General features: G+C 59.0%; 23 protein-coding genes. 15 read left to right on the forward strand and 8 right to left on the reverse strand.

Annotated features, from left to right (window positions below; all coding sequences use genetic code 11):
* The first annotated feature begins 81 nt into the window (after positions 1 to 81).
* A complete protein-coding gene (locus tag ACRQ1B_RS02840; RefSeq protein WP_432292150.1) occupies positions 82 to 1503 on the forward strand; it encodes a PepSY-associated TM helix domain-containing protein in 1422 nt (473 codons plus the stop codon).
* A gap of 80 nt (positions 1504 to 1583) precedes the next feature.
* Here ACRQ1B_RS02840 and rpoH read toward each other — a convergent pair whose 3' ends face one another.
* Both rpoH and ACRQ1B_RS02850 read right to left on the reverse strand, forming a co-directional pair.
* A complete protein-coding gene (rpoH, locus tag ACRQ1B_RS02845; protein ID WP_432292151.1) occupies positions 1584 to 2486 on the reverse strand; it encodes an RNA polymerase sigma factor RpoH in 903 nt (300 codons plus the stop codon).
* Positions 2487 to 2917: 431 nt separating this feature from the next.
* The gene (locus tag ACRQ1B_RS02850; protein ID WP_432292152.1) at positions 2918 to 3943 is read right to left on the reverse strand and encodes an RluA family pseudouridine synthase; all 1026 of its coding nucleotides are present in this window, start codon (positions 3941 to 3943) and stop codon (positions 2918 to 2920) included.
* Positions 3944 to 3984: 41 nt separating this feature from the next.
* Here ACRQ1B_RS02850 and ACRQ1B_RS02855 point away from each other — a divergent pair, with 41 nt between their 5' ends.
* Together ACRQ1B_RS02855 and ACRQ1B_RS02860 are read left to right on the forward strand one after the other, a co-directional pair.
* Positions 3985 to 4380, forward strand: a complete 396-nt coding sequence (locus ACRQ1B_RS02855; protein WP_432292153.1) for a hypothetical protein — start codon at positions 3985 to 3987, stop codon at positions 4378 to 4380.
* Positions 4380 to 5216 (forward strand): TrmH family RNA methyltransferase, encoded by an 837-nt coding sequence (locus tag ACRQ1B_RS02860; RefSeq protein ID WP_432292154.1) that lies wholly within the window; start codon positions 4380 to 4382, stop codon positions 5214 to 5216. Before ACRQ1B_RS02855 ends, ACRQ1B_RS02860 begins: the two co-directional genes overlap by 1 nt.
* Positions 5217 to 5219: 3 nt before the next feature.
* Here the strand turns inward: ACRQ1B_RS02860 and ACRQ1B_RS02865 are convergent, their stop codons facing one another.
* Complete coding sequence (locus tag ACRQ1B_RS02865; RefSeq protein ID WP_432292155.1) at positions 5220 to 6407, reverse strand: coiled-coil domain-containing protein; 1188 nt, start codon at positions 6405 to 6407, stop codon at positions 5220 to 5222.
* A gap of 128 nt (positions 6408 to 6535) precedes the next feature.
* On the reverse strand, positions 6536 to 7135 hold the full coding sequence (locus ACRQ1B_RS02870) for a DUF1134 domain-containing protein (RefSeq protein ID WP_432292156.1): 600 nt from the start codon (positions 7133 to 7135) through the stop codon (positions 6536 to 6538).
* Between the two features lie 189 nt (positions 7136 to 7324).
* Here ACRQ1B_RS02870 and chpT point away from each other — a divergent pair, with 189 nt between their 5' ends.
* Both chpT and ACRQ1B_RS02880 read left to right on the forward strand, forming a co-directional pair.
* Complete coding sequence (gene chpT / locus ACRQ1B_RS02875) at positions 7325 to 7972, forward strand: histidine phosphotransferase ChpT (RefSeq protein ID WP_432292157.1); 648 nt, start codon at positions 7325 to 7327, stop codon at positions 7970 to 7972.
* A gap of 97 nt (positions 7973 to 8069) precedes the next feature.
* Complete coding sequence (locus tag ACRQ1B_RS02880) at positions 8070 to 8432, forward strand: response regulator (RefSeq protein WP_432292158.1); 363 nt, start codon at positions 8070 to 8072, stop codon at positions 8430 to 8432.
* 155 nt (positions 8433 to 8587) lie between these two features.
* Here the strand turns inward: ACRQ1B_RS02880 and ctrA are convergent, their stop codons facing one another.
* Entirely contained in the window at positions 8588 to 9289 is a 702-nt protein-coding gene (gene ctrA, locus ACRQ1B_RS02885) for a response regulator transcription factor CtrA (protein ID WP_112733668.1), read from the reverse strand.
* A 442-nt stretch (positions 9290 to 9731) separates the two neighbouring features.
* Here ctrA and ACRQ1B_RS02890 point away from each other — a divergent pair, with 442 nt between their 5' ends.
* A complete protein-coding gene (locus ACRQ1B_RS02890) occupies positions 9732 to 10085 on the forward strand; it encodes a flagellar export protein FliJ (RefSeq protein ID WP_432292159.1) in 354 nt (117 codons plus the stop codon).
* Positions 10086 to 10226: 141 nt separating this feature from the next.
* Positions 10227 to 10718 carry a paraquat-inducible protein A gene (locus ACRQ1B_RS02895; protein WP_432292160.1) on the forward strand — a complete coding sequence of 164 codons (492 nt, stop codon included), beginning with the start codon at positions 10227 to 10229 and terminating at the stop codon, positions 10716 to 10718.
* Between the two features lie 43 nt (positions 10719 to 10761).
* Here the strand turns inward: ACRQ1B_RS02895 and sciP are convergent, their stop codons facing one another.
* From sciP to ACRQ1B_RS02910, 3 genes are all read right to left on the reverse strand, one after another.
* Complete coding sequence (gene sciP, locus ACRQ1B_RS02900) at positions 10762 to 11037, reverse strand: CtrA inhibitor SciP (protein ID WP_112733674.1); 276 nt, start codon at positions 11035 to 11037, stop codon at positions 10762 to 10764.
* A 199-nt stretch (positions 11038 to 11236) separates the two neighbouring features.
* A complete protein-coding gene (locus ACRQ1B_RS02905; protein ID WP_432292161.1) occupies positions 11237 to 11959 on the reverse strand; it encodes a sugar transferase in 723 nt (240 codons plus the stop codon).
* A 257-nt stretch (positions 11960 to 12216) separates the two neighbouring features.
* Positions 12217 to 13242 carry a DUF2793 domain-containing protein gene (locus ACRQ1B_RS02910; RefSeq protein ID WP_432292162.1) on the reverse strand — a complete coding sequence of 342 codons (1026 nt, stop codon included), beginning with the start codon at positions 13240 to 13242 and terminating at the stop codon, positions 12217 to 12219.
* Positions 13243 to 13510: 268 nt separating this feature from the next.
* Between ACRQ1B_RS02910 and ACRQ1B_RS02915 the strand changes: the two genes are divergently transcribed.
* From ACRQ1B_RS02915 to ACRQ1B_RS02950, 8 genes are all read left to right on the forward strand, one after another.
* On the forward strand, positions 13511 to 14764 hold the full coding sequence (locus ACRQ1B_RS02915) for a sarcosine oxidase subunit beta family protein (RefSeq protein ID WP_432292163.1): 1254 nt from the start codon (positions 13511 to 13513) through the stop codon (positions 14762 to 14764).
* A 25-nt stretch (positions 14765 to 14789) separates the two neighbouring features.
* The gene (locus ACRQ1B_RS02920; protein ID WP_432292164.1) at positions 14790 to 15068 is read left to right on the forward strand and encodes a sarcosine oxidase subunit delta; all 279 of its coding nucleotides are present in this window, start codon (positions 14790 to 14792) and stop codon (positions 15066 to 15068) included.
* Positions 15065 to 18022: a sarcosine oxidase subunit alpha family protein gene (locus ACRQ1B_RS02925; RefSeq protein WP_432292165.1), complete on the forward strand. Its 2958-nt coding sequence runs from the start codon at positions 15065 to 15067 to the stop codon at positions 18020 to 18022. The genes ACRQ1B_RS02920 and ACRQ1B_RS02925 overlap by 4 nt, the downstream gene beginning before the upstream one ends.
* A 10-nt stretch (positions 18023 to 18032) precedes the next feature.
* Positions 18033 to 18581, forward strand: coding sequence for a sarcosine oxidase subunit gamma family protein (locus ACRQ1B_RS02930; RefSeq protein WP_432292166.1), 549 nt, complete (start codon positions 18033 to 18035; stop codon positions 18579 to 18581).
* Positions 18582 to 18898: 317 nt separating this feature from the next.
* The gene (locus ACRQ1B_RS02935) at positions 18899 to 19801 is read left to right on the forward strand and encodes a branched-chain amino acid ABC transporter permease (protein WP_432292167.1); all 903 of its coding nucleotides are present in this window, start codon (positions 18899 to 18901) and stop codon (positions 19799 to 19801) included.
* A gap of 37 nt (positions 19802 to 19838) precedes the next feature.
* Positions 19839 to 21191 (forward strand): high-affinity branched-chain amino acid ABC transporter permease LivM, encoded by a 1353-nt coding sequence (livM, locus tag ACRQ1B_RS02940; RefSeq protein WP_432293795.1) that lies wholly within the window; start codon positions 19839 to 19841, stop codon positions 21189 to 21191.
* Positions 21191 to 22066, forward strand: coding sequence for an ABC transporter ATP-binding protein (locus tag ACRQ1B_RS02945; RefSeq protein ID WP_432292168.1), 876 nt, complete (start codon positions 21191 to 21193; stop codon positions 22064 to 22066). The genes livM and ACRQ1B_RS02945 overlap by 1 nt, the downstream gene beginning before the upstream one ends.
* Positions 22066 to 22794: an ABC transporter ATP-binding protein gene (locus ACRQ1B_RS02950; protein ID WP_432292169.1), complete on the forward strand. Its 729-nt coding sequence runs from the start codon at positions 22066 to 22068 to the stop codon at positions 22792 to 22794. Before ACRQ1B_RS02945 ends, ACRQ1B_RS02950 begins: the two co-directional genes overlap by 1 nt.
* The last annotated feature ends 39 nt before the right edge of the window (positions 22795 to 22833 follow it).

The raw sequence follows: 22833 nt of genomic DNA on the forward strand, positions 1-22833 counted from the left end.
CATGCCCTGTTCTTTTTCCGCAGCGCCCCCGCGCGCGCTTGATCATCCGATTTTTTCCCTAAACCTGCTCTGGGTTCTGCCATGACCCAGACATCCAGCACCAAGTCGATCGCTCAGGATGGCGCGGCCTTGCGCGCCTTCCTGACCCGGCTTCATTTTTACGTTGGACTGTTCGTCGGGCCATTTCTGTTGGTGGCGGCGATCACCGGCACGCTTTATGTGCTGACGCCGCAAATCGAGAACGTCCTGTATCGCGACCAGTTGGTGGCAAAAACCCAGGGGCCGGCGCGGGCCTTGTCGGAGCAGATCGGCGCAGCGCGCGTATCTATCGGCGAGGGGCCGCGCCTGTTTGCGGTTCGCCCGGCAAAAAATGAAACGCAAACCACGCGCGTGATGTTCACCGAACCGGGGCTTGGCGAATCCGAAACGCGCACGGTTTTTGTCGATCCGTCGTCTCTGGCCATACAGGGTGAGTTGATCACTTATGGCACCAGCGGCATCCTGCCATTTCGTATCACGCTTGATTATCTTCATCGCAACCTGCTGCTGGGTGATATCGGCCGCCATTACAGCGAGCTTGCGGCTTCGTGGCTATGGGTATCCATTCTCGGCGGCATGTTGCTCTGGTATTGGCAGCGTGGCGTAAAGAGGCCGGCCGGGGCTAAGGTCAGCACGCATCAGCGCTCGCGCCGGCTGCATGTGGTGATCGGTCTGTGGACCGCGATCGGTTTTCTCTTCCTGTCCGCCACCGGCCTCACATGGTCGCGCTGGGCGGGTGGCAATATCGATGTCTTCCGCAATGAAGTGGGCTGGATCACGCCGGCGATTACCACCGCACTCAACCCTCAAGCGGCAGCGCCGGTTCTGGGCGAACATGCGGCCCATGGCATGGGTGCGGCGGTGGAAACCGCGCCGGCCGTTTCGGAAAGCGATATGGTGGCCCGCTTCGACGCCGTCGTGGCATCCGCCCGCGCTGCCGGTATCGATAGTCCGATGATCGAAATCCGTCCGCCGCGCACGGTCGACCAGGCCTTTCGCGTCAGCGAATATGATCGCAGCTGGCCGACACAGGTGGATACGATCGCGGTCGATCCGAATACATTTGCCGTCACAAGCCGAGCCGATTTCGAGACCTTTCCGATCGTCGCGAAATTGATCCGCTGGGGCATCGATGCGCATATGGGCGTGCTGTTCGGTGTTGCCAATCAGGTGCTGATGGCTGTGCTCGGCATCGCACTCACGGCAATGATCGTCTACGGTTACCGCATGTGGTGGACACGTCGTCCGGCACCGGGCGGGTCGGTGCGCACGCTGATCCGCAGTTTCTCCTACCTGTCGCCAGTGGCCAAGATGACGTCGCTGATCGTGGCTGTCGCCTTCAGCGTGGCGCTGCCGGTGATGGGCGTCAGCCTGCTTGTGTTCCTGCTGATCGATTTCTTCAGGGCGGCGCTGGGCGAGATGATGGCGGCAGAACAGCGCAACATACCGCCCGGCATGCGATAGGGCAGCATGCAGTAAGCCAGAATCGAAAAAAAGCCCGCAGCGCAAGCTGCGGGCTTCTCGTTATCGGTGTCTGTAAGGGCTCAGGCGTCGACGACGCGCAGGGCCTGCGCCTGTGCCAAGGCTTCCTTGCGAACGGCTTCCTGAACCTTTTCAAAGGCGCGGACTTCGATCTGGCGGACGCGCTCACGCGAGATGTCGAATTCGCTCGACAGTTCTTCCAGCGTGACCGGATCCTCGGCCAGACGGCGGGCTTCGAAAATGCGGCGCTCGCGCTCGTTCAACACACCCATCGCCTTGGAAAGCATGCGGCGACGGGTATCGAGTTCGTCCTGCTCGACCAGAACCTGTTCCTGGGTCTCGCTGTCATCCACCAGCCAATCCTGCCACTGGCCGGACTCGCCTTCGGTGGCGCGGATCGGTGCATTGAGCGATGCATCGCCGGAAAGACGGCGGTTCATCGAGACGACTTCTTCCTCGGACACCTTCAGCGTCGTGGCGATTTCCTTGACCTGATCGGGTTTCAGGTCACCGTCTTCAACGGCCTGCAGCTTGCCCTTGAGGCGGCGCAGGTTGAAGAACAGGCGCTTCTGGTTAGCGGTCGTGCCCATTTTTACCAGCGACCACGAGCGCAGGATATATTCCTGGATCGAGGCCTTGATCCACCACATGGCATAGGTGGCCAAACGGAAACCGCGTTCCGGGTCGAACTTCTTCACGGCCTGCATCAGGCCGACGTTACCTTCCGACACGACTTCGCCGATCGGCAGGCCATAGCCGCGATAACCCATGGCGATCTTGGCGACCAGACGCAGGTGGCTGGTGACGAGCTTGTGGGCGGCATCGCGATCGCCGTGCTCGGCGTAACGTTTCGCCAGCATGTATTCCTGCTGCGGCTCCAGCATCGGGAACTTGCGGATTTCGTCGAGGTAACGGTTGAGACCGCCTTCACCGGCGGTAATGGATGGCAGAGTATTGCGGGCCATAAAGCACCCCCTTCTGATCGTATATTGCCGGCTCCCTCGGGCTGACGCCATCTTGCATGGACGTCATCAAAAACCCTTTCAGGCAAGCCGCTTCGGCGTGGGTCAATTCTTCAACCCCACTCCGACCCGGATACCAGATAAGTACGGCGGAACGGTGATTCAATGCCTTCGCAGGCATCACAGGCGCGTTACATCATTACAAATTCGTAAGCTTCCGTCGCCTGTGAAAACCGGAAATTCCGTCGTTGGCTCGGCTGTTCCTCAAGCCCGTTTCTATCGCACTTCCTTGCAGATTGCTCCGGCAATCTTGAAGGCTGGCGGTGACGGACTGTTTCTAAAAACGCACAAGAAGGGATGACGTTCCAGCACATCAAACAAAATGGCCGGACAAGAGGCCCGGCCATGATGCATTTTCTTGCGCCGCGGCGGTTTCAGGCCCGCAATGCCTCGATCAGTTCGGCCATGTCGTCGGGGATCGGCGCTTCGAATTCCATCACCTCGCCAGTTCGGGGATGTTCGAAGGCGAGCAGGAAGGCGTGCAGGGCCTGACGTGGAAAACGGCTGACCACCGCGCGCGCCTCTTCCGGCAGCGTGTTCACCTTGGTCTTGAAGCCGCCGGCATAATCCTGATCGCCGATCAGCGGCGTGCCGACATGTGCCATGTGCACGCGGATCTGATGGGTTCGCCCGGTTTCGAGACGGCATTCGATGAGCGCCGCGAGCGAGGTGGCGTCGGGCTTTTCGTGAAAACGCTCCATCACCTCGTAATGGGTGACGGCATGGCGGGCGTCGTCGCTGTCTTCCTTCTTGACCGCACGTTTGGTGCGGTCGCCGCCGGCGCGACCGAGCGGCGCGTCGATTGTACCCTTCAAGCCGTTGGGGCGGCCCCAGACGACGGCCATGTAGGCGCGTTCCAGCGGGCCGGTACGGCCATGGTCGGCGAACTGGTCGGAGAGATGGCGGTGGGCGGCGTCGTTCTTGGCGGCCACCATGACCCCGGATGTGTCCTTGTCCAGCCGGTGGACGATGCCGGGGCGTTTTACGCCGCCGATGCCAGACAGGCTGTCGCCGCAATGGTAGATCAGCGCATTAACCAGCGTACCGGTCCAGTTGCCGGCGCCGGGGTGGACAACGAGACCGGCCGGCTTGGCGATGACGATGACGTCATTGTCCTCGTAGAGAACTTCCAGCGGGATATTCTCGCCCTTGGGTTCCGGGTCTTCCGGCTCTGGCAGAGCGATCTCGATCACATCGCCGGGGGACACCTTCTTTTTCGGCTCCATGCAGGGCTTTCCGTTGAGGCTGACGGCGCCCTGTTCGATCAGCGCCTTGAGGCGATTGCGCGAAAACTCGCCGCCGAGTTCGGCCGTCAGCCATGCATCGATGCGGCCTTCGGCATCTTCTCCGGCGTTGAGGACTTTCCTTGGCTGCTCGCCTTGGTTAAAGGGGTCGTTCATTCATTCATCCGATGTTGAAAATCTGACGCAAGGACCGTTCCATGACCAAAGCCGAAATCGAGGATCAGAGCCCGGAAGAGCCGCTCGATCCGGCAATGGAGAACATCCGTCGCAAGATGATCAAGCTGCAGCTTGTCTCCGGCGGGATCTTGTTGGTCTGCTTTATGGCCGTCCTTGCCGCCATTGTCTACAAGATCACGCGCCCGGCCCCGCAGAGTGCAGCAACAACAGTTCAGGCTTCCGGTGGTCTTTCCGTGCCGGCAGATCAGCCACTGGCTGCCACCGCCAACCTGCCGGCCGGTTTCGTCGTGCAGTCGGTCTCGCATTCCGGCAGCCAGATCCTGTTTTATGGTCAGCTTAACGGCGCCTCCAAGGCACTGATCTTCGATCTGTCCGTCGGTCGCGTGATTGCCGACGTCACGGTCGGCAGCCACTGATGCGCGTCGAGGGGAACGGATTGATCCGGATCGACGATCCGGCCGATCCCCGCATCGCCGAGTTTCGGGATATCAAGGAGCGCGACCTTGCCGGACGGCAGGGTCGTTTCATCATCGAGGGCACGGTCGTGTTGCGCATGGCCGCTGCCGCCCATGGCGCCGGCGTTTTCCGGATCGAAAAGATCCTGCTTCTCGAAAACCGTGTTGATGGTGTGCGCGATATTCTGGCCGGTGTGCCGGAAGACGTGCCGATCTATGTGGCGAGTGGCGCCATTCTCGATGCGATTGCCGGTTTTCACCTGCACCGGGGGATTGTTGCGCTCGGGCGGCGTGTTGGCGAACCTCAACTCGATGATCTCATCGATCATCTGCCGGAACGAGCACTTGTCGTTACCGCCTGCGGCATTTCCAACCACGACAATATCGGCGCGATGTTCCGCAATGCCGCCGCCTTCGGAGCGGATGCGGTGCTGCTGGATGAGACCTGCTGCGATCCGCTTTACCGCAAGGCGTTGCGTGTGTCGGTCGGGTCCGTCTTGTCGGTGCCGTATGCGCGGGGCGGGACCATTCTGTCGCTGCTGGAACGACTGGCAGAGCGTGGCTTGTCGATCTGGGCGCTTTCACCGTCCGGCCGTGCGGACCTTCGAGACATTCCGTCCGAAACCCGTGGCATTGCGCTGGTCACGGGAACGGAAGGCGAGGGCCTGCCCGATGCGGTCATGAACCGTTTCAGCACGGCGCGGATTTCCCAACGCCCCGGTCTCGATAGCCTCAATGCCGGCATGGCGACGGGTATCGCGCTCTACGAAATTGCGCGTATCCAGCAGAAAATATAGTTTTCAGGCGTTTTCGGTCTGCTCGGCGATCGCTTCCCGGGCCCGGTCCGCGAGGCTTACCCGGCCATTTTCGGCGGGTTCTGCCGGAGCCTCCAGCAGTGCGTGGATCGGCGAGGATGGGCCTTCCGTGGCGGCCGTCAGCGCCACCATGCTGGCGGCGATCGAGGCCATTTCGGCGCGGATGGCATCATCGCCAGCCTTGCCACGTGATTTTGTCAGGCGCTCGCCAAGGGCCGTGCCGCGGTTGCGGATGTCCTGTGTCAGCGCCGTCAGGTCGGTGCCGACCTCCGCGCCGTCCGCCATCTCGGCGATGATGGGCGTCAGGTCCGTGGCTTTTTCCGGGGCGTCCGCCTTCTTTTTCGGGGCGGGCAGGGCGATGCCTGCTGCCTTGAGGGCGCGGGTTGCTGCACGGGTTTCGGAATTGGCGGTCTTTACCTTTTCGCGCAGACGGGTGATTTCCACGTCACGGCGCTCCAGCGCGCTGTCCCTGTCGTTACGCTCGGCGACTTCGCGGGTAAGCTTGTCTTCCAGGCGCAGCGCGCGATGCTCTTCCTGCGTCAGGCGGCTTTCAGCTTCCTTGGCACGGGTGGTGATCAGTTTCACATCGTGCCGGAGCGCATCGCGTTCGTCGCGCAGGGCCGAAACGCGGAATTTCAGGTTTTCAACCTCGGTGTCGCGGGTCGACAGGTCGATCGTCAGATTGTCGAGATCGGCGCCCAGCTTCATGACGCGCTTGTGCAGCGTCTCTATTTCCAGATCCTTGCCGGCACCGGCATCCTCGACCGTGTGCAGGGCGGCGCGTAACTGCTGGATATATACGTCTTCACGGCGCAGGCGCGAACGCAGGTCGGCTGCCTCTGTGTTCATGTCGTCGATCTGCATATGCAGTTCGTGGTTTTCCGACTGCAGGCGGGTCGCGTCGGCGGTCAAGCCGTCGTGGCGCAACTGCAGGGAAACCGCATTGTCGCGCGCCTTGACCAGATCCTGTTTGGTGCGGGCGTTCTCGGCTGCATAAACGGCGCGTGCCATATCTCGCTGGGCCCGCACTTCCTGCGGGCTGATCGGCATGGTCGCCTGAATGCGGTTCTCCGTATAACGCACGATACGCCGATGGATGGCGGGCGCGATTATCATGACAAGAAGAACGGCAGTCAGAAAGCCGAGGCCGAACAACAGGGCGAATTGGATCACGTCAGGGCCATCCTGCAGTCTGAAATATCGAGCCTATTACGATTACTTGCCAAGTATAAACTAAGCATGAGGCGTGCGAGGCGGCAAGCGCTTCGCACGCCTAAAAGGCGAAAGTTAGGTAGCAGGGATCAGAAGGGATTCCAGGTCGGATTCGGCGTCAGCTTCAAATAGCCGACATTGACGCCGAGGCGCGCGCCGAGACCGGTGCGGATCGGTACCAGAACGACATTGCGGTTCTTGAGCACGGTCATGCCGACGCCGGCAATCACGAAGGCCGAGCCGCTGACGCCGCCGTAACGGGCGTAAAGCGCCTCGATGGACTGCAGGTCATAGACCAGCATCATCGCACGGGTTCCCTGGCCACCGTAATCGATGCCCAGCGACGGGCCCTGCCAATAGACTTCATGCTGGCCAGCATTCTTGGTGTAGAGTTGGCCCTCGCCATAGGTGAGGCCGGCGATAAACGCGCCGGAGCCTTCCTGGCCGAGGATATAGCCGTTGGGCAGGCCATATTGCTGGAACGCGCGCTCGACGACCTTGGCAAGGCCACCACTGGCATTACCGAAGAAGTTATGTCCGGCATCGACGATTTCCTGTGCCGTATACTGTTCACCACTCTGTTGTTGGGCGGCGGCAACGGTGGGGAGGGCAAGAGGCATTGCAAGAACAGGGGCAAGCAGGCTCTGAAAACCCAGGCGGGCGATGGCGTAAAGTTTGCTCGGGCGCATCGTTCTTTCCGTGGTTTGCATCGAATCTAGTCGCATATAGCGGTCTAACCATCTTGAGGCGATGGTGTTAACAATCGGTTTACCAAAAATGGTGTTCTTAAGGCGCAACGCTGACGTCATTCTCGCGCAACGTTGGCGTGCTCTGGTTCTCGCCATTCGCGGCCGACATCCAAACAACAGGAACTCCCGATGCCGAAGAACCCCAATCTCACCTTGAGCGGTGCCGACCTCGCATCTCTTCTGTGCAGCCGTGTCTGCCACGATGTCATCTCGCCGGTCGGTGCGATCAACAATGGCCTTGAGCTTCTGGATGAAGGTGGCACCGATGAAGAAGCGCTGGACCTGATCCGCGCCTCGGCACTGAATGCTTCTGTTCGCCTGAAGTTTGCCCGGCTTGCGTTCGGCGCTTCCGGCTCTGTCGGCGCGTCGATCGATACCGGCGAAGCGGAAAAGGCTGCCAAGGATTTTGCCGCTGCGGACAAAAAGGTCGAAGTGACCTGGACCGGTCCGCGGGCGATCATCCCGAAGAACCGGGTCAAGCTGCTGCTCAACCTCTTTATGGTTGCCTATGGCTCGATTCCGCGTGGTGGCAGCCTGGATGTCATGCTGGAAAACCCGGAGGGTGATGCCAAGTTCACCATCACCACCAAGGGCCGGATGCTGCGCGTGCCGCCGAAATTCATCGAAATCTGCTCCGGTAACATCGAAGAGGCGATCGATGCCCATTCGATCCAGCCCTACTACACGGTGCTTCTGGCGGAAGAGGCAGATATGGATCTCAAGCACGTGGTCTTCGAAGATAAGATTGCCTTTATCGCAGAAACAGCAATCGCGTGATTTATCTGGCTGATCGGTAACCATTCATTAGTTGAGCCACCCTTAGGATCAGGTCCCGGCGCTTGTCGTCAAGGCCGGATCCATTGGGGAGTCCACCATGCAGCGTCTGATGATTGCCGACAGTTCCGATATCGTCCGGACCGTTGCGAAGCGTATTCTCACCGAATTGAATTTCATGGTGTCGGAATCGGCGAGTTCCGGTGAAGCCCTGCAGCGCTGCAAGGCGGAGCTCCCAGCCGTGCTGGTTGTCGATGCCGGTCTCGAGGGCGCATTGGAACTCATCGCCGGTGTCCGCGCTATCCCGAACGGCGATAAGGTGCGTATTTATTACTGTGTCATCGAGGCCGATCTGCGCAAGATGATGCAGGGCAAGCGTGCCGGCGCCGACGATTTCCTTTTGAAGCCGTTCGACCGCAAGATCCTCTCCTCGGTCTTCGCCAATCTTTCGATCGCCGCCTGATTTCATCTCCATACAATGACGAAAGCCGGGACATTTTCGTGCCCGGCTTTTTCGTGTCTGTCATTTTCCTTGCGGATTTTCCGATCCCGAACGTGCAAAGGCCCGCGCGATGACGTTCGCGCGGGCCTTGCGGAAGGGGAATTCCGATATTTCTATCAGGCCGTTTCGGCGTATTCCGCGCCATCCGGCTCGCGCAGCACATAGCCGCGGCCCCAGACGGTTTCGATATAGTTGGCGCCATCGGCGGCATTTGCGAGCTTCTTGCGAAGTTTGCAGATGAACACGTCGATGATCTTCAGTTCCGGTTCGTCCATACCGCCGTAAAGGTGGTTCAGGAACATTTCCTTGGTGAGCGTGGTGCCCTTGCGGAGCGAAAGCAGCTCCAGCATCTGGTATTCCTTGCCCGTCAGGTGAACGCGCTGACCACCGACTTCAACGGTCTTGGCGTCCAGGTTGACGATCAGTTCACCGGTGATGATGATCGACTGGGCATGACCCTTGGAGCGACGAACGATCGCGTGAATACGGGCAACCAGTTCGTCCTTGTGGAACGGCTTGGTCATGTAGTCGTCTGCGCCGAAACCAAGGCCTCGTACCTTGTCTTCGATGCCCGCCATGCCCGAAAGAATGAGGATCGGGGTCTTTACCTTGGAGAGGCGCAGCGTCCGCAGCACTTCGTAACCGGACATGTCCGGCAGGTTAAGATCCAGAAGAATGATGTCATAGTCATAGAGTTTGCCGAGATCGACGCCCTCTTCACCGAGATCGGTGGTGTAAACGTTAAAACTTTCGGACTTCAGCATAAGCTCGATGCTCTGAGCCGTTGCGCTGTCGTCTTCGATCAATAGAACCCGCATGTTTTTCCCCTTTACCGCCGCGAAAGGTTTGCAACCCCCTAACGCGCACCGGATCCAGTCGTTGCCTGATTTGGAGGCTGCCACCAAATGGTTAACAAACTCTGACTCGTGTTGGCAAGGTACAGGAATTTGTTAAACAAAATTGGTACTGGCCTGATTTCAATTGAGAATCCGTCACCGCCAAAACGTGAATCATCGCGCGAGGAAATTGCGCTAAGTGACTCATACGACTCGTCATTGTCGTTAGTCGAATAATCGACCATGGCATTTACTGACCCTTAAGCGATCGGCCTTATCATTAACGATGCCCGTAAACGAAAGGTTACCGCGACGAAAAATTCATTAACGTCGTGGAAATTTTTTTGGTCCTATGTGTAACAACTCGGACACAGGCTCGATTGTGAATTTGGCCGGGGTCTCGCTATCCACGGGAGTATTGCGTATGAAATCGCGTGACAGTTTGGTTCGTCTGAAAGAATTTCAGGTGAATGACAAGCGCCGCCAGCTGCAGCAGCTGCAGATGATGATGGCGGAATTCGAAAGAATGGCGAAAGAGCTGGAACACCAGATCACGCTTGAAGAAAAGAAATCGGGAATTACCGACCCGAATCATTTTGCCTATCCGACCTTTGCAAAGGCGGCACGGCAACGGGCGGACAATCTCCAGGTTTCGATCCGGGAGTTGAAGACCCAGCAGGACGCCGCCGAACTGGTGCTTGAAGAAGCCCAGGCCGAGCTGTCCAAGGCAACGGCTCTGGAAGAGCGTGACATCGGAAACCAGCGCGCCCGCGCGTAAAGGTTTTCCGGCGCTCATTTCCGGGTCCGTAACGTTAACGTGGCCGGGCAGGTCTTCCTGCCGGGCCCGTTGTCGTTTTTGTCGGGTGTTTTTGGTTTGTCCGATACGCTATATCCGGTCGCGACGTGACCGGAGCGATCGATGGACCTGCCGAAACTTTTATTGATATGTGTTGCTGCGGTTTTTCTGGCGCTTGGCTTGTTTCTGCCGATCATGCGCTTCGACAGTTTTTACTTTTTTACGAAGACGCCGTCGCTGATGGATATCGTTTCATCGCTTTGGACGAGCGGTGATTTTCTGCTGGCCTTGCTGGTCGGCGGATTTTCAATCCTGTTTCCGATCCTGAAACTTGCGGTGATGGCGCTTGGCGCATTGCGCGGGGAGGGCCGGTTGAAGCGTGGTCGACTGGGGCGGTTGATGCCGCATCTTTCCAAATGGTCGATGATGGATGTGATGCTGGTGGCGATCGTGGTTTTCGCGGCCAAGACGAGCGGGCTGGCGGAAGCGATCACCCAGCCGGGCCTGTGGTTCTACGCCGGCTCGACTCTGATTTCCGCCGCCCTTCTGCCGCTATGGGAGCAGCATGCGCTCAGAAGGCGTCGCCTGAAAAAGCAGAACCCCTCGCGGCCTTGAGGTCGAGAGGGGTTAAAGCAGGCCGAATTTGGCAAAACAGGCGTCAGTGACGGTACTGCTGGATGCGGGTTGTTCTCAGGCCGGCTAGGCCATGATCATTGATCGATGCCTGCCAGGACAGGAATTCTTCTACTGTGAGCGTATAACGCTCGCAGGCTTCTTCCAAGCTCAACAGGCCACCACGGACCGCAGCGACCACTTCAGCCTTGCGACGAATGACCCAGCGGCGCGTATCGGCCGGGGGCAAGTCCGCAATCGTCAGTGGGCTGCCATCGGGTCCGATGACATATTTAACTCGGGGTCGGATCATTTCGGTCATTGGACTCTCTACACTACACAAGACCACGTGAGAGAGCCTAAGGCGGCAGTTTTAACATTTACCTAAGCGGTTCACGGGATTTTGTCCCTGCTGTGGAAAAGTTGAGCCAATAACGGAAAAAGTTAGAAAAAAAGCGCCCTGGAGGAGGCGCTTTTTTCGTTGGCAGGGAATGCAGAGGGGAGGAAAAAGACGGGACGGCTCAGAAACCCTTGCCGCCGCGCAGTTCGGAAACGACCGTGCCGACCATGATGCGGATATCAAACCAGACCGAAAAATTGTCGATATAATGCAGGTCGCAGGCAATACGGGCTCGTGCCTTGCCGGGACGGTCGGTCGGGCCACGCAGGCCTCGCATCTGTGCAAGGCCGGTCATGCCGGGCTTGACCATGTGGCGGCGATGATAGTCCGGCACCAGATCCTCGTAAGGAATGCCGGCAGCCAGCATGCCAATCGCGTGGCAGCGCGGGCCGACCAACGACATGTCGCCCTTCAGCACGTTCAGAAGCTGAGGAAGTTCATCGATATTGGTCTTGCGAAGAATGGCGCCCAGCTTGGTGATGCGGGGATCATTCTTGATGGTTTGTGCCACCCCTGTGGCATCACCAAGGTCGGTGCGCATGGAGCGGAACTTGTAAACCCTGATCTTGCCGCAGTTTTTTCCCCAGCGGGTCTGGCGGAAAAGCACCGGACCGGGACTGTCGAGTTTGATCAGGACGGCAACCGCCAATAGCAGAGGTGCCAAGGCAATAAGGGCCATCAGTGATACGGAAATGTCGACCGCACGCTTGGCGGCGAGATGCCCCGATCTCAGTCGGGGTTTGGAGAATGCAACTGCGCGACTGTTGCTTTTCGCAACCGCGAAGGACTCGCGACTCCGGACGGTGGCATAGGCGGCGCTTTTGTGGAGATCGGATATGCTCACGACGTTCACCCGCGTTATCTATGTTTTCAATCGTTTGTCTACGTCCCGATATAACACAAACTCAGGACTGCTCAACCCGCTTGATTATCGATCAATTAAGGCTGTCATGAATTCATTGGGATATTTTTGCATTGCAGCAATTTCATGACAGCCTTGATTCAAATTTTACGCGATAACGTCCATCCCTATGTTTCTTCAGGGTTGCGCTTGTTCCTACCACTTTGGAGTGTTGATGCGTCCAAACCAAGGCAGCCTGTTCAGAGCATGGCCAGCGTCAATTGTGTGAACCCCGCCATATTGTAGATCTGTGCCGATCCGGTGTGCCTCAGCGACAGTTCATCTCCGGCTTCCAGAGTGACGACCTGGGTGTGGGAGATGGTGAGTGGCGCCACGGCCGGTGCCCAGAGATTGAACAGAATCTCGGCCCGGTTGCGGAGCACGCCTGTGGCATGGTTGGAAGAGGATGTGTAGGCGGTCATGCACGATATGAGATACAGACCATCGACCGGCACCGTCAGCGTCCGATCTCCGTTGCTCAATGTCGAGCCGAGCGCCATGCCGCCATTGGCCTGATCCAGCGTGGTAAAGCCGCTCTCGCTGTCTGGGGCCGGAGAAACCGTGCCATCAGTCTTGTATGCACGCCCTTTCGGCCGGTGCGGCAGGCTGACCGTGCCGTTTTGTCGGATTTTGAGAGCTGTCAACCACTCAGCGCCATTGCCGACCTTGATCGAGAAATCATTGTCGCCGGCAAGGCCCATTTCGGCATGGCCTGTCCAGTTGGATTGGAACAGTAGCGTTGCGGTGTCCGCCGGGGCGGATTTGTTGATTTTCGCCTGATGGCCATGGCCGACATGGGTGAACAGGCTGGCTTCGGAGGCAACGGCGAGACGATTGTAACTGTCGGCAGCCGTGTTGATGCCAAGCGTGGATAATGCTGCATCGCTCGGATCAAGATCGCTCCACGCCGCACCACGAAAGATTTTCAGTTTCTGGGCGCTGGTGAACCAGGCGAGCCAGCCTTCTTTCGGCGTAAAAAAAGACCATGCTGCATCCTGGTGGGCAGCGATCTGGCCGTCATGGGTTGCCCACGCTCCCACGGCACCGCTCGCCACGATAAAACGCGCGCCCTCGGCCGGCGTGGCCGGCGGTGCCGTAGCTTCGCCCTCCACGGTCAGTTGCACCACCGCATCCAGCGCCTGCAGCGCCTCGTTATGGGTGACATGTTTTTGAGCCTGCGAAGGCAGGATGAAGGGCATGGAAAGGTTTGTCGTCCGGTCTGCCATCAGTCGTCTCCTTTGACGAGGTTGAACAGGCGGTATTTTAAGCCAGGCCCGGAATGCGGGGATGAACTCGGAGTCAAGTGATTGAAAAGGTTGAATCGGGCATCGAAAACGTACACGCTGGAATGCATGATTAAGGGATGATACGAAGCATGGTTTCGCGTCCGCATCAGCGAAAAATGGTCGCAAACAGAATGTTGTGACCGGGTTTGCGCTTGTTCTTGTGAGTGCTTATGCGCATGTTGACCGCGTTTGAAAACAGGACCTTCGCATGCGTTATTCCGCCCTTTCCATTCTCAGGCAGGCGCTGTCGGGCAATCGCGGCTGGAAACCGACTTGGCGCGAACCGCAGCCGAAACCGCATTACGATGTGATCATCGTCGGCGGTGGCGGGCATGGTCTGGCAACGGCCTATTATCTGGCCAAGGAATTCGGCATCAAGAATATCGCCGTGCTGGAAAAGGGCTATATCGGCTCCGGCAATGTCGGGCGCAACACCACGATCGTGCGTTCCAACTATCTGCTCGAAGGCAATATTCCCTTCTACGAGTTTTCACTGAAGCTGTGGGAAGGGCTGGAAGCGGATCTCAACTACAATGCCATGGTCAGCCAGCGCGGCGTGATGATGCTCGCCCATTCCGATGGCCAGCGCGACGCTTATGCGCGGCGCGGCAATGCCATGCGCATGCACGGCGTCGATGCCGAACTGCTGGATCGCGAAGGTCTGCAGAAGATGATGCCTTACCTCAATTACGACCACGCCCGCTTTCCGATCAAGGCCGGGCTATTGCAGAAGCGCGGCGGCACGGCGCGCCACGATGCTGTTGCCTGGGGTTATGCGCGCGGCGCCGACCGGCATGGCGTCGATATCATCCAGCATTGCGAAGTGACTGCCATTCGCCGTGACGAAACGGGCAGGGTGACCGGCGTAGAGACCTCGAAGGGTTTCATCGGCTGCAACAAGCTGGCTCTGGCGACAGCCGGGCATTCGTCCGAGACCGCGCGCATGGCCGATCTGCGCCTGCCGATCGAGACGCATGTGCTGCAGGCTTTTGTGTCGGAAGGCATCAAGCCGGTGATCGATAATGTCATCGTTTATGGCGGCGGGCACTTCTATATCTCGCAGTCCGACAAGGGCGGTTTGGTGTTTGGCGCCGACATTGACTACTATTCGTCCTATGCGCAGCGCGGCAATCTCGCCATCGTCGAATCGACCATGGAGGAAGGCGTGTCGCTGATCCCCGGCCTTTCGCGTCTGCGGGTACTGCGCAGCTGGGGCGGCGTCATGGACATGTCGATGGACGGTTCGCCGATCATCGACCGCACGCCGATCGAAAACCTCTATCTCAACGCCGGCTGGTGTTATGGCGGCTTCAAGGCGACGCCGGCCTCCGGTTTCTGTTTTGCCCACCTGATCGCCAAAAACGAACCGCACCATGTGGCGCGCGCGCTGCGGCTCGACCGTTTCGAGCGCGGTTATGCGGTGGACGAAGCGGGCAAGGGCCCGCAGCCGAACATTCATTGATGATGCATCGACCGAGATTTTACTGATGGCAAGCCTGATCACCTGCCCGCATTGCGGACGACGACCCAAGGAAGAGTTTTCCATCCGCGGCGATGCCGTGCCGGAACGGCCGGCGCCTGCTGCCTCGGAAGAGGCGTGGCATTCTTACGTCTATCTGCGCGACAATCCGCGTGGCGCCATTCGTGAATATTGGCACCATGTGGCCGGTTGCCGCCGCTGGCTTGTGGTGGAGCGCGATAATCTCACCCACGAGGTTTTTGCCGTGACAGATGCGCGTGAGCTGGCCAAGGGAGATGTCGCATGACCTCTTCCCGTATCGCCAATGTCGGTCTGGTCGATCACAGCCGTGTCGTAAAATTTTCGTTCGATGGCAAAACCTACAAGGGTTTTGAAGGCGACACGCTCGCCTCGGCGCTTCTGGCCAATGATCAGATGCTGATGGGCCGCAGCTTCAAATATCATCGCCCGCGCGGGCCGGTGACGGCAGGCGTGTCGGAACCGAATGCGCTGGTGACGATCGGCAAGGATGGCCGCACCGAACCGAACACGCGCGCGACCGTGGCCGAGCTTTACAGCGGTCTGGTGGCGAAGAGCCAGAATGCCTGGCCGTCGCTGAAATTCGATGTCGGTTCGATCAACGGTGCGCTGTCGCCGATGCTGGGTGCCGGTTTCTACTACAAGACATTCATGTGGCCGGCGGCTTTCTGGGAAAAGGTTTACGAGCCGCTCATCCGCCGCGCTGCCGGTCTCGGCAAGGCGGTTATGGCCACCGATCCGGATCGCTATGAAAAAAGCTGGGCGCATTGCGATCTGCTGGTGGTTGGTTCCGGCCCTGCGGGTTTGATGGCTGCCTTGACCGCTGGCCGCGCTGGTTTGCGCGTTATTCTGGCCGAGCAGGATTTTCGCCTTGGTGGCTCGCTGTTGTCCGAGACCGCGATGATCGGCGGTGTGTCTGCGCCGGATTTCGTGGCTGCGACGCTGGTCGAACTGGCGGATATGCCGAATGTGACGGTTATGTCGCGCACCACCGTGTTCGGATGGTATGACGACATGGTGTTTGGTGCCGTCGAAAAGGTGCAGAAACATGTGGCCGTCCCGAGCGCCGACAAGCCGGTGGAACGGCTGTGGCGCATCGCTGCGGGTCGCGCCATCCTCGCGTCCGGCGCTGAAGAACGGCCGCTGGTATTCGGCGGCAATGACCGCCCCGGCATCATGACGGCGGATGCGACGCGTACCTATCTCAATAGATATGGCGTTGCCACTGGTCGCAAGGTGGCGATCTTCACCAATGGCGGTTCCGGTTATCGCACCGCCGCCGACCTGTCGGCACGCGGCGTCAACATCGCTGCCATCATCGATAGCCGTGCCACGTCTTCGGATTTCGCGCCCTATGGCGTTCGCGTCATCCGCAGTGGATCGATTGTCGATACCAAGGGTGGCAAGCGCCTGTCCGGCATCATGACCAACCGTTTTGGTTATGACGAAATGATCGATTGCGATGCGCTGGCCATGTCCGGCGGCTGGTCGCCGATCGTGCATCTGATGTGCCAGCGCGGCGCAAGGCCGGTCTGGTCGGAAGAGGCGCAGGCGTTTCTGGCGCCGAATGTCGGGCCGCTGTTTGCCGCTGCCGGTTCGGCGGCGGGGCAGTCAACGATTTCGCAATGCCTGCGCGACGGTGCCACCAAGGCGCATGCAGCGGTGGAAGCCGTCGGCCGTCTGGTCGGGCATGTGAATACGCCGGAAGTGGAGGGTGAATACGATCCGTCCTTCGCACCGCTCTGGTATGTGCCGGGTGCGCGTTCAAAGGCGTTTGTCGATTTCCAGAACGATGTGCATGTCGATGATCTGGCGCTTGCGACCCGCGAAGGGTTTGGCCATGTCGAACATGCCAAGCGTTACACCACCAACGGCATGGCGACCGATCAGGGCAAGCTCGGCAATGTCAACGCCGTGGCGCTGCTGGCCGGGATGCGCGGTGTTTCTCCTGCGGAAGTGGGCACCACCACCTATCGGCCGTTCTACACACCGGTTTCTTTCGGCGCTCTGGCCGGCACTGCACGGGCAGAACAGTCGCGCCCGGTCCGCACTTCGCCGCTGCATGGCTGGGCGAAGAAAAACGGTGCGACATTCCTCGAGGCGGGCCTCTGGTATCGCTCGGCCTATTTCGTGCAGGGTGAGGAAAAGACCTGGCGCGAAAGCGTCGATCGCGAAGTGCTGAACGTGCGCCAGAATGCCGGTCTCTGCGATGTCTCGACGCTCGGCAAGATCGAGATTTTCGGCAGCGATGCCGCCGAGTTCCTCAATCGCGTCTACTCGAATGCCTTCCTGAAACTGCCGGTCGGCAAGGCGCGTTACGGGCTGATGCTGCGCGAGGACGGCATGGTTTTCGATGACGGCACGACCAGCCGGCTTTCGGAAAATCACTATGTGATGACCACCACGACAGCCTATGCTGCCGAGGTGATGGCGCATCTGGAATTTGCCGCGCAAACCTTCTGGCCGGATCTGGACGTGCGGTTCGTTTCGACCTCGGATCAATGGGCGCAGATGTCGCTGGCCGGGCCGAAATCGCGAACAATCCTGCAAACGCTGGTCGAGGACGATCTTTCCGATGCCGCTTTTCCGTTCCTTGCTGCGCGTGAGGTGCAGTTGAAGGGCGGGCTGAAGGCGCGTCTGTTCCGTATCTCGTTCTCCGGCGAACTGGCCTATGAAATGGCGGTGCCCGCCGGTTACGGCGAGGCGGTCGCCGATGCGATCATGGAAGCCGGGCGCGGCGAGGGGATTTGTGCTTACGGTGTCGAGGCACTCGACGTGCTGCGCATCGAAAAGGGGCATGTCACCCATTCCGAACTCGATGGCCGCACCACGGCCGATGATGTGGGGCTCGGCAAGATGATGTCGGCGGCCAAGCCCGATTTCATCGGCAAGCGTCTCTCCACACGTTATGGCCTGACCGCTGCCGATCGTCTGCAAATGGTCGGCCTCAAGCCGGTCGAACTCGACAAGCCGCTCAAGGCAGGTGCTGCACTCCTGCGCGAAGGCGTGGAGCCGTCGATGACGGCAGGGCAGGGGTTCGTTTCCTCGGCCTGCTTCTCGCCGCATATCGGCCAGTGGATCGGGCTTGCCATGCTGAAATCCGGCCGCGAGCGCATCGGCGAAAAAATTCTCGTCTGGGATGCCGTTCGAGCCACGGAATTCCTGGCGGAAGTCTGCGCGCCCGTGTTTGTCGATCCCGAAAACCTGAACCTGCATGTCTGAGGTGCCGCCGATGTCGATTTCCTTCACGCACCGGCATAGTCTCGAGGACCGCATGAGCGGTTACGAGCCGAGCCCGAATGCCAACCATCTGACGGTTTTTCGCCGCCCGGTGATTTTTTCCGCACTCGCGCATGCCGGCCATGACGCCGCTGTGGCGGAGGCTCTGTCGCTTGTCGAAGATGTGAGCGTGCGCTCGGTCAGTCCGTCGGACTCTCTGGTTGTTTCGCAAAGCGCCGATGCCGCAACGATAGCCGCGTCGCTTGCCACCATTGCCGGCCTTTCGTTCGCCGAGCAGAGTGATGGTCAGGTGCTGATGGCAATCTCCGGCCCGGATGTGCGCACTATTCTTGCCAAATGCGTGGCTGTTGACCTGCATGCGGATGTGTTTGCCGAAGGTTTTTCCGCGCCGATGATGATCTGCCGTGTTGCCGGCAATCTGGCCTGCACCGCGACTGACACGTTCGAGATTATCGTGCCGCGCTCCTTTGCCGGTTACGTTTTTGACGAACTGCGTGAGGCGGGCCGCGAATTCGCAATGACGCGTGGATTTGGCGAGTAACCACGCTGGTGGCGGCTCCCCTGACAAAAGTCAGGTCCGTGCGCTGAAATTGCAATTTATTGAAACTATTGAGGCGCTAACCGGTGTCTCTACATCTAATTTACGCACAGATTTTGTGACGTTCGTGCCGTTTTTTTAGTACGAATGGGCGTAAATGCGCCATCCTGGGCAAAAGCCCACTAAAAATATTCTGCCTTTTTATTTTGCACTTCACATTTCTATCGAAACGGGTAGGAATCAAAAAAATTGAAGATCCCTTAAGGGACACTGACACGAAGAGATGCGGCCGCCCAAGGATCGCATCCAGGGGAAACTACATGGAATATTTTATCCAGCAGCTCGCCAACGGGCTGACTCTCGGATCGATCTATGGCCTCGTGGCAATTGGTTACACGATGGTCTACGGCATTATCGGCATGATCAACTTCGCCCATGGCGATATCTTCATGCTCGGCGGTTTTGCTGCCCTGATCGTCTTTCTCATTCTCACCACGTTCTTTGCAGGCATTCCGGTGGCGCTGGCGCTGCTGCTGATGCTGATCATCGCCATGCTGATGACCGGCCTGTGGAACTGGACGATCGAGCGCATCGCCTATCGGCCGCTGCGCGGCTCGTTCCGCCTTGCGCCGCTGATCACCGCGATCGGCATGTCGATCGTGCTGTCCAACTTCATCCAGGTGACGCAGGGCCCGCGCAACAAGCCGATCCCGCCTCTCGTAACCGACGTCTACCACATCGGTAACATCACCATTTCGCTGAAGCAGATCCTGATCGTCGTGATCACCTCGGTCCTGCTGTTCGCCTTCTGGTACATCGTCAACAAGACGCCGCTTGGCCGCGCCCAGCGCGCCACCGAGCAGGACCGCAAGATGGCGGCTCTTCTCGGCGTCGACGTCGACCGCACGATATCCATCACCTTCGTCATGGGGGCGGCACTCGCGGCCGTCGCCGGTACCATGTACCTGATGTATTATGGTGTCGCGGGCTTCAACGACGGCTTTATCCCCGGCGTGAAAGCCTTTACCGCAGCCGTTCTCGGCGGCATCGGTTCGCTGCCGGGCGCTGTGCTTGGTGGCCTGCTGATCGGCCTTATCGAAAGCCTGTGGTCGGCCTATTTCTCGATCGCCTACAAGGATGTCGCGACCTTTGCCATCCTCGCCATCGTGCTGATCTTCAAGCCCACCGGCATCCTTGGCCGGCCGGAAGTGGAGAAGGTGTAACATGGCAAACGGATATCAAAACGTTCAGGAAGACGTGATGGCCAAGGCCGTCAAGGAAGGTGCCGTCGCCGGCATCATCGCCTTCCTCATGTTCCTCGTCTTCGTCGGTATCGAAACCTATCAGGACATCAACAACCAGCTGGTCTGGCGCACGCGCTGGGGCCTGCTTGCCGTCTTCGTCATTGTCGCTGCCGTTGGCCGCTTCCTGACGGTCGGTTTCATCAAGCCGCATCTCGACAAGCGCAAGCTTGCCAAGGCCAAGACCGGCGTTCTGGAAATCTCGGAAGAGAAAAGCTTCTTCCACAAGCATTTCCTGAAGATCGCGCTGGTTTTCCTGCTCTGCTATCCTTTTCTGGCGATGATGATCTTTGGTCGTCAGGGTTCGCTGAAATATGTCGACAACTTTGGCATCCAGATCCTCATCTATGTGATGCTCGCCTGGGGCCTCAACATCGTCGTCGGCCTCGCCGGTCTGCTCGATCTGGGTTACGTCGCTTTCTATGCGGTCGGTGCCTATTCCTACGCGCTTCTGTCGGCCAATTTCGGCTTCTCCTTCTGGCTGCTTCTGCCGATGGCCGGCATTCTGGCCGCCATGTGGGGCATCATCCTCGGTTTCCCGGTTCTCAGATTGCGGGGGGACTATCTGGCGATCGTGACGCTGGCCTTCGGTGAAATCATCCGACTTGTGCTGATCAACTGGACGGATGTCACCCGCGGCACGTTCGGTATTTCGGGCATCGCCAAGGCTTCCTTCTTCGGCATCTGGTCCTTCGACGTCGGTGCGGCGAACAACTTCAACAAGGCCTGGGGACTTCCGTCTTCCTCGGTCTATTACAAGATGTTCCTGTTCTACATCATTCTGGCGCTCTGCCTGCTGACGGCCTATGTCACCATTCGCCTGCGCCGCATGCCGATTGGTCGTGCATGGGAAGCCCTGCGTGAAGACGAGATTGCCTGCCGTTCGCTCGGCATCAACACCGTTGCCACCAAGCTGACGGCCTTTGCCACCGGCGCCATGTTCGGCGGTTTCGCCGGCTCCTTCTTCGCCGCACGTCAGGGTTTTGTGTCTCCGGAAAGCTTTGTCTTCCTGGAATCGGCGGTCATCCTTGCCATCGTGGTCCTCGGCGGCATGGGCTCGCTCACCGGCATCGCCATTGCCGCGGTTGTCATGGTCGGCGGCACCGAACTGCTGCGTGAAATGGAATTCCTGAAGCACATCTTCGGTCCCGATTTCACCCCGGAACTCTATCGTATGCTGCTGTTCGGCTTAGCGATGGTCATCGTCATGCTGTTCAAACCGCGCGGCTTCGTCGGCACCCGTGAGCCCACAGCCTTCCTGAGGGAGAGAAAGGCTGTCTCCGGCAGCTTCACCAAGGAAGGCCACGGCTGATGGCGACGGGTACGACAATGACAAAAGACACGATCCTCAAGGTCGAACACCTGTCGATGAAGTTCGGTGGCCTGATGGCGATCAACGACTTCTCGTTCGAAGCCAAGCGCGGCGAAATCACCGCGCTGATCGGTCCGAACGGCGCCGGCAAGACCACGGTGTTCAACTGCATCACCGGCTTCTACAAGCCGACCATGGGCATGCTCACGCTCAAGCGCTCGAACGGCAAGGAATTCCTGCTGGAACGTCTGCGCGATTTCGAGATCAATAAGGTGGCGGGCGTTTCCCGTACCTTTCAGAACATCCGGCTGTTTTCAGGCCTGACGGTTCTGGAAAACCTGCTCGTCGCGCAGCACAATGTGCTGATGAAGGCATCGGGTTTCACCATCCTTGGTCTGCTGGGGCTTCCGGCCTACAAGACCGCGGCCAAGGAAGCGATCGACAAGGCAACCTACTGGCTGGAAAAGGCCGATCTGATCGATCGTGCCGATGATCCGGCGGGTGATCTTTCCTATGGTGCGCAGCGCCGTCTGGAAATCGCCCGCGCCATGTGCACCGGTCCGGAACTGCTTTGCCTGGACGAACCGGCCGCCGGCCTCAACCCGAAGGAATCGCTGACGCTGAACTCGCTTCTGCGCGGCATTCGCGACGAAGGCACGTCGCTGCTTCTGATCGAGCACGATATGTCTGTGGTGATGGAAATTTCCGACCATGTCGTCGTTCTCGAATATGGCCAGAAGATTTCCGATGGCACGCCGGATCACGTCAAGAACGACCCGAAGGTGATCGCAGCCTATCTCGGTGTCGAGGATGAAGAAGTTGAAGAAATCGAGGAAAAGCTCGAAAAGGGCATTATCGAAGAGGGGTCCATCTGATGGCCGGTGAACCCCTTCTGAAAGTCCAGGGTGTCGAAACCTTCTACGGCAATATCCGTGCTCTCTCCGGCGTCGATGTCGATGTGCATCAGGGCGAGATCGTCAGTCTGATCGGCGCCAACGGCGCCGGCAAATCAACGCTGATGATGACCATCTGCGGTAGCCCACAGGCCAAGAACGGTCAGGTCATTTTCGACGGCGAGGATATCACCAAGCTGCCGACGCACCTGATTGCGCGTAAGCGCATCGCCCAGTCGCCGGAAGGCCGTCGCATCTTTCCGCGCATGACGGTGCTCGAAAACCTGCAGATGGGCGCCAATCTCGACAACCTCAAATATTTCAAAGAGGACGTCGAAAAGGTGTTTGCGATGTTCCCCCGTCTGAAGGAACGCCAGAGCCAGCGTGGCGGTACGCTTTCGGGTGGCGAACAGCAGATGCTGTCGATCGGCCGCGCGCTGATGGCGCGTCCAAAACTGCTTTTGCTGGACGAGCCGTCGCTCGGTCTGGCACCGCTGATCGTCAAGGGCATTTTCGAGGCGATCAAGAAGCTAAACAAGGAAGAGGGCCTGACCGTCTTCCTCGTCGAACAGAATGCCTTTGCGGCGCTGAAATTGTCCGATCGCGCTTACGTGATGGTCAACGGCAAGGTGACAATGTCGGGCTCCGGCAAGGAACTGCTGGCAAACCCGGAAGTTCGTGCGGCCTATCTCGAAGGAGGCCGGCATTGAGCACGATCCTTTCTACCCTCTCGATGGGGAGCAACTGAC

It is taken from the genome of Endobacterium panacihumi (genome assembly GCF_050847465.1).
Taxonomy (GTDB): domain Bacteria; phylum Pseudomonadota; class Alphaproteobacteria; order Rhizobiales; family Rhizobiaceae; genus Neorhizobium; species Neorhizobium panacihumi.